This is a genomic window from Algoriphagus locisalis, assembly GCF_900116615.1.
Lineage (GTDB): Bacteria > Bacteroidota > Bacteroidia > Cytophagales > Cyclobacteriaceae > Algoriphagus > Algoriphagus locisalis.
Map to the genome: position 1 here is coordinate 971,235 of NZ_FPBF01000001.1, position 12,330 is coordinate 983,564.

A 12,330-nucleotide genomic window follows, 5' to 3' on the forward strand; every position below is an offset into this window, starting at 1 on the left:
AGATATCATACTAAGCATCACCAGGAATTTTGATAATCGGTTTCTATACTCTTCTGATTTTCTTTACCTTAATCGAATAAAACTTAATTAATAACCCATGGCACTTATAAACCTCAAAATCAACGGAAAGGCTCATTCGGTTGATGTAGAAGAAGATACCCCACTTCTCTGGGTACTTCGGGATCATCTCGGATTAGTCGGTACAAAATATTCATGCGGCATAGCCCAATGCGGCGCATGCACTGTTCATAGAAATGGAGAAGCAATGTTTTCCTGCATCACACCTGCAGCTAGTTTGACCGAAGATGAAATAACCACGATAGAAGGACTATCTGAAGATGGTGACCATCCTGTTCAAAAGGCTTGGGCTGAAGTGGATGTGGCCCAATGTGGTTATTGTCAAGCAGGTCAGATCATGAATGCATCTGCATTTCTCAAAATGAACCCAGCGCCATCAATGGATGAAATTGACGAAGCGATGAATAGAAATATTTGTAGATGTGGCACTTATCACAAAATCAGAGAGGCCGTTGCAATGGCTGCTAAATCCGAATAATCATGGCTACACTGACAAAAACAAACAGAAGAGACTTTCTTAAGATAGCTGGAACTACAGCAGGAGGATTATTTATTGGCTTCAACTGGATGAGCTGTGATTCGCCAAAAATGGAAGTGCTCAGCACTGAAGAAGTACTGGCAAATGCCAAGAATTTCAATTCATTTTTGAGTATAGCTCCAAGCGGAGATATCGTGATTTATTCCCCAAACCCTGAATTGGGACAGAATATCAAGACTTCATTCCCAATGGTTGTGGCTGAAGAACTGGATGCTGATTGGAGTCGAGTTCGTGTGCTTCAAGCCAATCTCGACACGGATAAATACGAGCGTCAATTAACTGGTGGCTCTGGTGCCATGCCTCACTCTTGGGAGCGACTTCGTAAAGCTGGTGCAACTGCAAAATATCTGTTGGTTGCAGCTGCCGCAAAAAAATGGGAAGTATCTGCCGATGAACTGAATACCTCTGAAGGAATAATATACCACAAAGCCAGTGGTAAGAAAATAGGTTATGGTGAAGTGGCAAATGATGCATCTTTATTGACTGCTCCAGAAGAAATTACCTTAAAGGACAAGAAGGATTTTAAAATCATAGGTACACCGGTAAAGAACGTTGATAATGCAGCTATTTTCACAGGAAAACCACTTTTTGGATTGGATTTTTACAGAGAAGGAATGCTGCATGCAATGATTCAGCGTGCGCCTTTTGGGATGAAAATCAAATCCATCGATGATGCTGCCGCCAAGAATGTTACTGGAGTAAAGGATGTAATCACCTTTGAAAACTCTGTGGCAGTGGTAGGAACTTCTACTTGGCCTCTGATGAAAGCTAAAAAGCTTCTGAATGTAGAATACGAACCAGACGGAAAAGTAGAGAGCTCAGCAGATCACGATGAGATTTTTAAGGACTTATTGGCAAATGGAAAAGCCGAAGTAAAGCGGGAAGATGGCAATGTGAATACTGCATTCAAAAATGCCGCACAAGTAGTTACAGCTGAATATCAGTGTCCTTTCCTTTCACATTCGCCTATGGAGCCAATGAATTTCTTTGCTCATGTCGAAGATGGTTCGGTAGAATTAATTGGTCCAACCCAAACTCCCGAAAGCGCGAGAGGAGCCGCTGCGGAAGTTACTGGAGTTGCTCCAGAGAATATCTCGGTGGAAATCACCCGTTTGGGAGGAGGTTTCGGTAGAAGACTTCGGGCAGATTATGTGTCTGAAGCGGTTCATGTTTCTAAGATGATGAATGCTCCAGTGAAACTAACTTGGAGTAGGGAAGATGATCTTACTGGTGGAGCTTATAGACCATCTGTGAGGTACAGATTCGAAGCATCTTTGGATGCCGAAGGCAATATGACTGGCTACAAACTTCGGGGAGTAGGAATGAATGCAGGAAATAGTACCAGAGAGAATAATTTCCCATCAGGAGCAGTTGAAAACCTACTGATCGAAAATGTTAACTACAATTCTTCGATTACGACTAATGCTTGGAGAGCGCCTATTACCAACTTCCTGGCTTATGCAGAGCAGTCTTTTCTAGATGAAGTAGCTCTTGCGGCAAAGAAGGATCCGGTAGCATTCAGGTTGGAATTAATGGAAAAAGCGAAAGCAAATCCTGTTGGAGGAGAGCTTCGCTATGATGTGGATCGTATGATCGGGGTTACAAAAATGGCTGCTGAAAAATCCAATTGGGGTAAAAACTCAAATGTGAAGCAAGGTTTTTCTGTTTACTTCTCTCATAGAACATACGTAGCTCAAGTAGCTGATATTGAGATGGAAAACGGTACTCCAATACTAAAGAAAATACATGTAATTACAGACTGTGGAATGGTCGTAAACCCAACCGGCGCAAACCATCAGGTTCGTGGTGGAGTGGTCGATGGAATGGGCCATGCAATGTATGGCAACCTGACATTTGAGGGAGGCCTTCCAACTCAGACCAACTTCGATAAGTATCGCTTGATCAGAATGAAGGAAGTGCCAGCAGTGGATACCTACTATGTAGATAGCGGTTTTGATCCGACTGGTCTAGGTGAACCTTGTTTACCACCAACAGGCGGAGCAATAGCAAATGCAATTTTCAGTGCTACACAAAGAAGGTTAAGAAGTCAGCCTTTCATCGAGCAGAAGGAATTCACAGATCTTAATTTGGGGATCAAGAGAGCGTGATAAGTATCTAGACGTTAGACATAAGTATCAAGATACAAGAATCAAGGAAATAGATTCAAGAACCAAGACAAAAGCACTTCCAGTATAATTTGGAAGTGCTTTTTTTTGTTCGAATCTTATCTTGGATCTTGATTCTTGCCTCTCACTACTTTTGTCTTAAGTCTAAATACTTATGTCTTGCTACTTGATACTAACGTCTAAATTTCATCCATCTCTCTTTCTGGCCAATACGGTCCTTTTAGATTCAGCTTATAATTTTCGATCTCAAATGTAATTTTCATTTGATCCAGCTTTTGATCATGGATTGCTAAGCAGGCATTGTAATGGATGAGGTCAAATTCCAACTCAAAATCACCTGAAATTTCATCTTTGAAGTTGATTTCAGAAGCTAAGTCAACTTTCTCTGAATGTGCTCCTTCTTTGTTGAAATAGTACGAGAGGAAGATTCCCAATTCCATTTGGTTTTCTTTTAACACTTGCTTGAGGTCATCTGAAGTTGGTTTTTCGGAATGAGGAAGAGGTAGAGTCCAGGTTTCTTGCATGATGGAAATTGTGGAAAATATAAGATAAAAGTAGAAATTATTGCTCTATTGTCCACGGTCTGCAGACGACTGACCGCAGCCTGCTGTTGAGTATCATCTGTGGACCGTGGACATTTTTTTATACTAGATATTAAAAATCCCGAAATACCATGGTCTAATAACTAGGCACTACTTACTTTAGAATATGAATTACCCTATTTACCTAGATTTCAATGCGACTACCCCTTGCGCTCCAGAAGTAATTGAAGCGATGATTCCCTGGTTTGGAGAGCATTTTGGGAATGCAGCTAGTAAGTCACATCCCTATGGTTGGGTAGCAGAGAATGCTGTCGAGGAAGCACGTGAGCAGATCGCAAACTTGATAGGAGCGCAGAGCAAGGAAATCATTTTTACTTCAGGTGCAACAGAAGCCATCAATCTTGCTATAAAGGGAACTTTTGAACTTTATAAAGGATCAAAACAACATTATATCACCTGCCAAACTGAGCATAAGGCAGTATTGGATACCATGAAAGCTTTGGAAGAGAAAGGAGCTGAAGTAACCTACTTGCCAGTTGATAGAGAAGGTAATGTTAATACTTCTGACTTAAAGTCAAGTATATTTCCTCATACGAAAATGATTTGCCTGATGTGGGCAAATAATGAAACTGGGATCATTCATCCCATCGAGGAAATCAAAGCAATTGCAGAAGAAAACAACATTATTTTATTCACCGACGCAGTACAAGCTGCTGGAAAAATTCCTATTTCCGTAAAAGGAGTGCATCTAATGGCTATTTCTGCGCATAAACTCTATGGGCCGAAAGGTGTTGGAGCGCTATACGTTCGACACAACCACTCGCTTCCCAAACCACTTGCTCAAGTGCATGGGGGAGGACATGAGAAAGGGTTCCGAAGTGGGACGCTGAATGTCCCGGCAATTGTAGGTTTCGGAAAAGCAACAGAATTGAGAATGTATGAAATGCAAAGCGAATCAAAGCGATTGGAAAAGCTTCGTGATTTACTTGAAACCAAGCTTCTAAGTATTCCCAATACTTTTTTGAATGGAAGTCAGAATAGGCTTACTCATGTCACAAACATTGCTTTTGGAGGGGTAGAAGGCGAGGATTTGCTTCGCAAGATTTGCCAGAAAGTGGCTGTCAGTTCAGGCTCTGCCTGCACCAGCATTTCACCAAAACCATCTCACGTACTACAGGCGATGGGTTTAGATTCAGACCTAGGTAGAGCCTCTATTCGTTTTAGCTTGGGAAAGAATACTACCGAACAGGATGTGTTGGATACGGTGGCTTGGGTGGAGAAAGTTGTTGGGGATTTAAGAGGGATATAATCTCTCGCGGCGACGCAACGGCGCGGCGTAATTTTATGGGCCCACCAAAATCGCCTAAATGCAAGGACAAGAGTGATTATTCTTAGAATTATTAAAAGTGGATTTTACTTAAAAACCTTCAAGGAGATTTCTCCTTCGTTCCTCAGTCGAAATGACACCTCAAAGGTTAAAAGTGCGTGGCGTCGCTGCGTCGCCGCGAGAGAAACCTGCAACTTTGCGTCATTGCGGGAGATATACCTACAAGTTTAAATCCCTCAAATCCTCCTCAGTGTCAATATCAACTTTACCTTTAGTGAAAGTTACAGTGACCATATCATCTTCGTGAGCCATCGCAATTTTTTTTGCTCCTTCATCACCAGTAAGCTGCATCAATTCTTTGAAATACTGTTTTCCGAAGAGAATAGGAACACCAAAGGTCTTGGAATATTCACAGGCTACTATGCCTTTGGACTCTTTCTTTTGAGTTGCAATTAACTTGTTCAGAATCTTCGCATCTACAAAAGGCTGATCGCAAAGCATGATAATTACTTGGTCAGGCTTGTCGAACTTCAACATATATTCCAAACCAATTTTGATACTGGAAGACATGCCTTTTTCGAAGTGAGGATTAGGAATGTTTGGGATGCTTGCTCCAGGAAAAGTCTTCTTGATTTCGTCTTTAAAAGCACCAAGTACTACTACTCGCTTTTCAACTTTAGCCTCATTTGCACCATCTATTGCTAGTTGCAGCAATGTCTTTTCCTTGTACTTAGCGATCTGCTTTGGGTATCCTAGTCTGCTGGATTCTCCTGCAGCAAGTATGATTATTCCTGTATTCATCAGTTTTCTTCGTGTATGGGACCATCCTTTTCCCGCAGAAAGGTACCTTGTTTTTTTGCCAAAACCGCTTTCACCTCAGCCAAAATAGACAAGGCGATCTCTTCCGAACCTTCAGCTCCTATATCCAAACCCATTGGTGAGTAGATAGCAGTCTGATCCACAGTGAGTCCCTGATTTCCCAGGCGTTCGATCAGTTTTTCGGATTTCTTCTTTGGTCCCAATATTCCAATATAAGCCAAACCCAATGGCGTAATATCTTTTAATACCTGAGCTTCATATTCAAAATTGTGGGTCATCAGCAAAGCTGCGGTGTGGGCATCAGTTTCCAGTTCTTTAACTACTTCATCGCCTGAACCTGTCACAATGCGATGAACTGTTGGAAAGCGTTGTGATGTGGCCAGATTCTTTCTCCCATCAATCAGTATTACTTCCAATCCTAAAACATTAGCGATTTTGGCAAGAGGAATTGTATCGTTTCCAGCTCCGAAAAGTAAGATCCTTATACCAGGTGTAATAGCTTCAAAAAACACCTGAATATCATCCAGATCCTCATATTTTCGAATGATATGGTTACTCGTATCTGAAGAATTTACTTCATGCTCAATCCGATTCCAAAGTGATCTTTCCAAAAATCCTGGATTACCAACAGTTTGATTTCCCTTCAAAAGTACTCTTGTTCCAACTTGCTCCTGCTTGGAGTATTTCACAGAGAACACAGTGATCAATCTGCAAAATACCCGCTCGGAAATTGCAATTTTAAGCAATTCAATAGGGTTTATAGTGTTTTGATAATCAATAGGTTCTATCAAAACATGTATAATTCCATTGCAACCTAATCCTACTCCGAATTTCTGATCGTCCTCGTCGGTAGTATCGTAAGTGACCAACATGGATTTCTGCTGAAAAATTACAGTTTGAGCTTTGCGCAGCGCATCACCTTCCAAACAGCCTCCGCTGATGGCACCGGTGAGTTGCCCCTCTTCAGTCACTAGCATTCTTGCTCCTGGACGTCGATAGGCCGAACCATCAACTTGGACGACGGTAGCCAGTGCTACTTTTTGTCCTTCAGATTGACTGGATTCATACGCTTGGATAATTGATAGGATTTCTTTCATGGCAATGAGAAGGCCTAATTAGTAGAACTTCTTCAACATTTTCAAGAAGATTAATTTCGATGGTAATCATTTTAGCAATAATATAGGTCAACCTATAACTTGCAGTATGAAAATCCCAAGTCTAGCCCAACTTAAAAAAGAACTTAGCTATCTCAATGAGAAGGAATTGATCGATCTGGTGGCGGATCTTAGTAAATTCAGTAGGGATAATAAGTCGTACTTGTTTTTTAAACTTAATGAAAAAGACCAACCGCAACTCTATGTGGAAATGGTGCAGGAAGAACTGGAACTTGATTTTCAAACGGCTAGAGGTGATCATTCATACTATGCGAAAAAGTCAGCGCAGAAGCTTCGTCGAAAGATGAACAAGCTACTCAAACTCAGTAAGGTCAAAACTGATCAAATAGAAGTTTTGCTGTTTTTCTGTGAAAAGTTGAAGGAATATGGCTTTCTACGCCATAGAAATCAGGTGTTGGACAATATCTATCAGATGCAATTAGCAAAAGCTGTTAAACTGATATCTGGGCTACATGAAGATTTGCAGTTTGACTATGAAGGCAGAGTTGAGGAGTTGACCACTTGATTTATTTGGTCCACAGACGACGGACGACTGTTGTCTGTGGACAGTGAATTTTTTTCCTTTTCAATAAGGTTAAATCAAATAATGTATTCAATTTGAAAAATCATAAATTGACCAAACCCAACCTAAAACCTGTAGAATGAAATCAATTTTTAAAATCCTATCGCTAGGATTGATCAGTGTATCCTCTCCCAGCTTTGCACAACAAACTTCAACTTCCGAAAAACTATGGCAAGGAAAGCAAGCTGCTGTAGTTCTCACCTACGATGACGCGCTCAATGTGCATTTGGATAATGTAATTCCTGCTCTTGAAGCTAGTGGTCTAAAGGGTACATTTTACCTCTCAGCATTTTTTGATGGAAGTAAGAATAGATTAGAAGATTGGAAAAAAGCTGGTGAATTTGGTCATGAATTAGGAAATCACACACTTTACCATCCTTGTGATGCTTCGCTTCCAGGAAGGACCTGGGTTTCTCCGGATAATGATTTGCATAAGTACACCACCGCTCAGATTCTCAAAGAAATACGAATGACTAATGTGTTTTTGGAGTCCTTGGACGGTCAAAAGGAACGCACCTTTGCGTACACTTGTGGAGATACTGCGACAGGTGAAGGCTCTTTTATGGAGGAGATTAAAGATGATTTTGTTGCTTCCAGAGGTGTCCGAGGTGCATTGAATTCTATAGGTAATATCAATTTACTAAACGTGGATAGTTATGGGATCAATGGTGAAACAGGCGAAGAACTGATTCAATTAGTTAAAGAGGCGCAGGAAAAAAATGCCTTGATCACTTTCCTTTTTCATGGAGTTGGAGGCGAGCATGACTTAAATGTGTCTTTGGAAGCTCATCAAATACTTTTGGATTATTTGGAAGAAAATAAAGACACTATTTGGACTACGACCATGCTGGAGGCAGCAAAACATGTAAAAGAACATCAAGACTAAAACTCTCAATATACCCTTAACCTATTATGAACAAGCTATTTTTATTCACACTCTTCCTAGGATTTGGTGGTTTAGCAACTGCTCAAACTGCTAAAGTTGATACAAGTAAATATCCTGCTCCGGTAACTTTTACCAATCAGGAAGATCATGCAAATATGCAGCAGCAGTTGGGAATCAAAGTTCTACGGCCTGGCCCAAGTGGAAATGAGTCGGCTCCAAATGCAGCTAATTACGACGAGTCTAAAGCAAATCCTTGCCCTGAATTGCCAGATATTTTGACCACAAATGCAGGAAAGAAAGTGACCTCAGAAGAAATGTGGTGGGAAACCAGAAGACCGGAACTGGTTGAAGCACTAGAGCGGGAAGTATATGGTAAGCTTCCTGATAATATACCAGATGTAAACTGGGAAGTAAAAATCACTGACAGGGAATTCGTGGCCAGAACGCCTGTGATTGCAAAGCAAATTATTGGACATGTGGACAATAGTTCTTATCCACTTATTGAAGTAGATATAAACATGATGCTAGTGGTGCCAGCCAATGCAAAAGGCCCGGTTCCAGTTTTGATGATGTTTGGCAGACCTTCTTTTCCTGCACCAGCTCAGCCAAATGGAGAAGATATGGAGGTATTAAATACCTCTTTCAAGGAAATGATGATTAAGAATGATCCTTCTCTAAAGGCTCTTTTTGATAAATACCCCGCATACAACCCCGTCACTAGACTTCCTGGCCCAAGTTTTTTTGGACCGCCTGTAAATGGCGAATCTCCATCCACAGAGCAACTACTAGCTGCTGGATGGGGATATGTGACTATTGACCCAAGTAGCATACAAGCTGATAATCATGCCGGGATCACAAGGGGAATTATCGGTTTGGTGAACAAAGGCCAACCTCGATCTCCAGAAGATTGGGGAGCACTTCGGGCTTGGGCCTGGGGAGCTGCGAGAGCTTTGGATTTCCTGGAAACAGAACCTTTGGTAGATGCCAAAAAAGTGGGTATTGAAGGCGTTTCTAGATATGGAAAAGCAGCTTTGGTGACTATGGCATTCGAGCCAAGGTTTGCAACAGCTTTGATAGGTTCCTCAGGAAAAGGTGGTACGACTTTACATAGAAGAGTTTTTGGTGAAGCTGTGGAAAGCCTCACAGGTGGAGAAAACTACTGGATGGCTGGAAACTACATGAAATACGGAGCTGAAGAGTCAGTTTTTGGGAGAATGGATGGTTGTGATTTACCAGTGGATTCGCATGATATGCTAGCGCTTTGTGCTCCTAGGCCAGTTTTTGTTAGCTACGGTATTCCAGAAAGTGGAGATGCAAAATGGCTAGATCAGAAAGGGAGTTACATGGCTGTCGTAGCTGCCGGAGTTGCTTATAAGTTACTTGGTGCAACTGATCTCGGCGTTTCAAATGACTACATGAAAGAAGAAATGCCTCCACACAGTACAGATATGCTGGATGGAGATTTGGCATGGCGTCAGCATGATGGTGGGCACACCGATGGGCCTAATTTTCAGCATTTTATCCCTTGGGCAAATCGGGTGTTGGATTATGAAAAGTGAAATCTTCAGCTAATTCCAAAAATATACAAAAGCCTTGCAGTTGAATAATTGCAGGGCTTTTCCGTTAAAATCGGGTATGGATGTGTTATCAATTATAGATTTCTAACTCCCTTTTAAAAATCATAAGAGTAAGTATATCAGACAAATAAGATTTTTTAGTAAATTCCTTTTTTAAATCATTTTTCAAATCAACTCCATATTTTATGACCGGATTAATAGTACTTGATGTTTTTATCAGTTTGGTGTTTATTTATTTATTGTACAGTCTCCTAGCCATGACTGTAATTGAGACTATCACTTCTAGTTTCAGCTCCAGATCCAAAAATTTGATAACAGGCATAGACCGTCTGTTGGCGGATGACCAGCAGTCAAGTCAGATAAATCACACCATGTTAAATCTATTTTGGGTGAAAACAATCAATCCCCTCACCAAGGCTTTTTTTGCTCATCCTTCGATAAAATATCTGGGACATAAAGGCCTGAATTCTAAGCCTTCATACATTGCTAAAGATAGGTTTGCAAGCACCTTGGTAGATCTTTTGAAAAAGGGGCAATACTTAGATGATGTAGATAATATTGAAGCTACATTAGATCTAATCCCGAAATTTGACTATACCAAACTTGAGTCTAAAATCGCATTGCTAGAAGAGGAATTGGTGATTTTGAAACAGTCTGAAGCCCCAAATAAGTTTGAAATAGAATCTTTGGTAGAGGAAATAGATTTTCAAAAAGCAGAACTATTCAAGCGAACAAGCGCCGATTTTGATTGGGAAATAAGTGGACTTTCTATAGGAACAGAAACAAAATACCAATTGAAACTGCTTTGGGAACAAGCTGCTACAGACGTAGAAAAATTCAAGGCATTAATCGAAAACTGGTACGATGACCAAATGGATAGAATCGCCGGCTGGTTTAAGCGTAAGGTCACCTATTTTACATTTATCATAGGATTCGTTTTAGCAGTTATTTTTCAAGTGGATAGTATAAAACTTGCAGAGGATCTATCGGTCAATGATGAAATGCGTGAATTGTATGTGGAAGGAGCAAGGGATTTTCTTGCAAACAATCCTTCTGGTATTGATAGTACTACTACTAAGAAAAATAAAGACTTTTTGGATGCCTGGAGTGAGGAAGTAAAACAGCATAGCCAGACCCTGAGTACAAGAAAATCTACGGCAGAGATTCAAATTTTCTGGCTCAATGCTGAAAATTCCAAAAAAATCCTCACTTGGCTAGGCTATTTGATCACTGCTTTTGCAGTATCTCTTGGGGCACCTTTTTGGTTTGATATTCTAAATAAGCTGATGAAAGTCCGAAACTCCATACAAATCCCAATCGGTCAAAAATCAAATGGAACTCAGGCTTCGAATGAAGACACCACACAAACAATTGGGTAATGGAAACATTTAAAGGATTGGTGAGCGCACAAGTAAATGCAAGAAAAGACTTCCCGAGTGTGAAATCTGAAAAACTTAAGGTGATCAGAAAGAATACTGAAGTAACTATTTCCCATGCGGTGATTGGCGAAAAGTACATGGATTCCAAAATCTGGTATGTTCTGGATAATAACTGCTTTGTATGGAGTGGGGCGATTAGTACTACTTCAGCAATTCCGCTGATAGAGAAAAAATTGATTGTGACTGCAGATGATATAGGGATAGTGCATGAAGTGGATGTAGGTGCTCAATTAGCGCTGTATCATGGTTGGATCAATTCCATAGCGGTTTTGGTCAATAAACCTAACGATGTAAATGGGGAAAATTTAAGAAGCTTCGTAGAGTCACTTAAAAAGTACAGTAGAAAAGGGACTTCTGAAAACCTTTTTGAAACCAGTCTTATTGGCTTGCATTTCACGATTACCAGTGGTAGTCCTATAGTTGACCCAGAGACTGTTCCAGCTTTGGTAGATGAAAAAAATCATTTTTTAGGATTTCAAAAATTCAGCAGGGAATATGAAAAGCCAGAAGTAGTGGAGCAGGTAAAAATCGAATTTGAAGCACAATACCAAAAATTCAAAAACATTTTTGGCAGAGAGCCAGATCATCTGACTTCCCATCATGATATTCATACCTTCAATAAACCGTTATTTTGTTTTTTTCACAACTGGTCTGTAGAAAAAGGAATTCCAATTAGAAGTCACCGTTTTTTGCCTTCTATAAAGCGGTTTATGTATGATGCTATTGCGATGTCTCCATCCAGAGTCGATTTGCCTTCCATTGACAGAATGAATAGATGGGAGAGTGAAATCAGAAAAGAACCTTCTGAAGGCCCCGAACACACCTATGTCGGGCACTACGGTCCGATTCCTCCCTTTGGCATCAATAACTATGATACTGCTGTAAATAAAAAACACAAGAGACTTAGAAAATGGATGAGGGATTTTTTAATCAGTAAAGACAGCAAAAGAGAGATTTTAATTCACCTGATGAAGTCGGGTTTTAGAGATCAAAGGGATTTCAAAAAGTCCTATGCCTATCTTGAAGCAGAATATCCTGGGATGGAAGTAAATTACTTTGATGGGAGGGTGGCAGAATACTTATCGCTGCAGCGAAATAGCCTTTGGAAACCAGACTCTTCGTTTATACTTGTTGCTAGGAGCTAAGAATCTTTAAAAAAAATCCTGTTATGAAGACTTCAATAAGAAATTAACCTCATAACAGGAATATTTTTTGCGTCAACGAAAAGCGTTAGTTTAAGCTTTCATTCAAGAATGACTAA

The 12,330-nt window shown here is 40.4% G+C and carries 11 protein-coding genes; 8 read left to right on the forward strand and 3 right to left on the reverse strand.

Annotated elements, in window-relative coordinates; translation table 11 throughout:
* Positions 1–97: 97 nt before the first annotated feature.
* Together BM386_RS04245 and BM386_RS04250 are read left to right on the forward strand one after the other, a co-directional pair.
* A complete protein-coding gene (locus tag BM386_RS04245; protein WP_091691790.1) occupies positions 98–556 on the forward strand; it encodes a (2Fe-2S)-binding protein in 459 nt (152 codons plus the stop codon).
* A gap of 2 nt (positions 557–558) precedes the next feature.
* A complete protein-coding gene (locus tag BM386_RS04250) occupies positions 559–2,724 on the forward strand; it encodes a xanthine dehydrogenase family protein molybdopterin-binding subunit (RefSeq protein ID WP_091691791.1) in 2,166 nt (721 codons plus the stop codon).
* A 197-nt stretch (positions 2,725–2,921) separates the two neighbouring features.
* Here the strand turns inward: BM386_RS04250 and BM386_RS04255 are convergent, their stop codons facing one another.
* On the reverse strand, positions 2,922–3,266 hold the full coding sequence (locus tag BM386_RS04255) for a hypothetical protein (RefSeq protein WP_091691792.1): 345 nt from the start codon (positions 3,264–3,266) through the stop codon (positions 2,922–2,924).
* A gap of 184 nt (positions 3,267–3,450) precedes the next feature.
* Between BM386_RS04255 and BM386_RS04260 the strand changes: the two genes are divergently transcribed.
* Positions 3,451–4,593, forward strand: coding sequence for a cysteine desulfurase family protein (locus BM386_RS04260; protein WP_091691793.1), 1,143 nt, complete (start codon positions 3,451–3,453; stop codon positions 4,591–4,593).
* A 237-nt stretch (positions 4,594–4,830) separates the two neighbouring features.
* On the opposite strand, the gene BM386_RS04265 is transcribed toward BM386_RS04260, so the two are convergent.
* Together BM386_RS04265 and BM386_RS04270 are read right to left on the reverse strand one after the other, a co-directional pair.
* Positions 4,831–5,412: a nucleotidyltransferase family protein gene (locus BM386_RS04265; RefSeq protein WP_091691794.1), complete on the reverse strand. Its 582-nt coding sequence runs from the start codon at positions 5,410–5,412 to the stop codon at positions 4,831–4,833.
* A complete protein-coding gene (locus BM386_RS04270; RefSeq protein ID WP_091691795.1) occupies positions 5,412–6,527 on the reverse strand; it encodes an XdhC family protein in 1,116 nt (371 codons plus the stop codon). The genes BM386_RS04265 and BM386_RS04270 overlap by 1 nt, the downstream gene beginning before the upstream one ends.
* A gap of 106 nt (positions 6,528–6,633) precedes the next feature.
* On the opposite strand from BM386_RS04270, the gene BM386_RS04275 reads away from it, so the two are divergent.
* The 5 genes from BM386_RS04275 (at position 6,634) to BM386_RS04295 (ending at position 12,214) form a co-directional block, all read left to right on the forward strand.
* Positions 6,634–7,110 (forward strand): hypothetical protein, encoded by a 477-nt coding sequence (locus tag BM386_RS04275; protein ID WP_091691796.1) that lies wholly within the window; start codon positions 6,634–6,636, stop codon positions 7,108–7,110.
* Between the two features lie 136 nt (positions 7,111–7,246).
* Complete coding sequence (locus tag BM386_RS04280) at positions 7,247–8,053, forward strand: polysaccharide deacetylase family protein (RefSeq protein WP_091691797.1); 807 nt, start codon at positions 7,247–7,249, stop codon at positions 8,051–8,053.
* Positions 8,054–8,079: 26 nt separating this feature from the next.
* Entirely contained in the window at positions 8,080–9,612 is a 1,533-nt protein-coding gene (locus BM386_RS04285; RefSeq protein WP_091691798.1) for a glucuronyl esterase domain-containing protein, read from the forward strand.
* Positions 9,613–9,815: 203 nt separating this feature from the next.
* A complete protein-coding gene (locus tag BM386_RS04290; protein WP_091691799.1) occupies positions 9,816–11,009 on the forward strand; it encodes a hypothetical protein in 1,194 nt (397 codons plus the stop codon).
* Complete coding sequence (locus BM386_RS04295; protein WP_091691800.1) at positions 11,009–12,214, forward strand: ChbG/HpnK family deacetylase; 1,206 nt, start codon at positions 11,009–11,011, stop codon at positions 12,212–12,214. Before BM386_RS04290 ends, BM386_RS04295 begins: the two co-directional genes overlap by 1 nt.
* Positions 12,215–12,330 lie beyond the last annotated feature (116 nt).

Coding starts and splice junctions, on each gene's coding strand:
- BM386_RS04255 (WP_091691792.1), bottom strand. CDS start 3,266: ATGCAAGAAACCTGGACTCTACCTCTTCCTCATTCCGAAAAACCAACT.
- BM386_RS04280 (WP_091691797.1), top strand. CDS start 7,247: ATGAAATCAATTTTTAAAATCCTATCGCTAGGATTGATCAGTGTATCC.
- BM386_RS04265 (WP_091691794.1), bottom strand. CDS start 5,412: ATGAATACAGGAATAATCATACTTGCTGCAGGAGAATCCAGCAGACTA.
- BM386_RS04260 (WP_091691793.1), top strand. CDS start 3,451: ATGAATTACCCTATTTACCTAGATTTCAATGCGACTACCCCTTGCGCT.
- BM386_RS04270 (WP_091691795.1), bottom strand. CDS start 6,527: ATGAAAGAAATCCTATCAATTATCCAAGCGTATGAATCCAGTCAATCT.
- BM386_RS04245 (WP_091691790.1), top strand. CDS start 98: ATGGCACTTATAAACCTCAAAATCAACGGAAAGGCTCATTCGGTTGAT.
- BM386_RS04285 (WP_091691798.1), top strand. CDS start 8,080: ATGAACAAGCTATTTTTATTCACACTCTTCCTAGGATTTGGTGGTTTA.
- BM386_RS04295 (WP_091691800.1), top strand. CDS start 11,009: ATGGAAACATTTAAAGGATTGGTGAGCGCACAAGTAAATGCAAGAAAA.
- BM386_RS04250 (WP_091691791.1), top strand. CDS start 559: ATGGCTACACTGACAAAAACAAACAGAAGAGACTTTCTTAAGATAGCT.
- BM386_RS04290 (WP_091691799.1), top strand. CDS start 9,816: ATGACCGGATTAATAGTACTTGATGTTTTTATCAGTTTGGTGTTTATT.
- BM386_RS04275 (WP_091691796.1), top strand. CDS start 6,634: ATGAAAATCCCAAGTCTAGCCCAACTTAAAAAAGAACTTAGCTATCTC.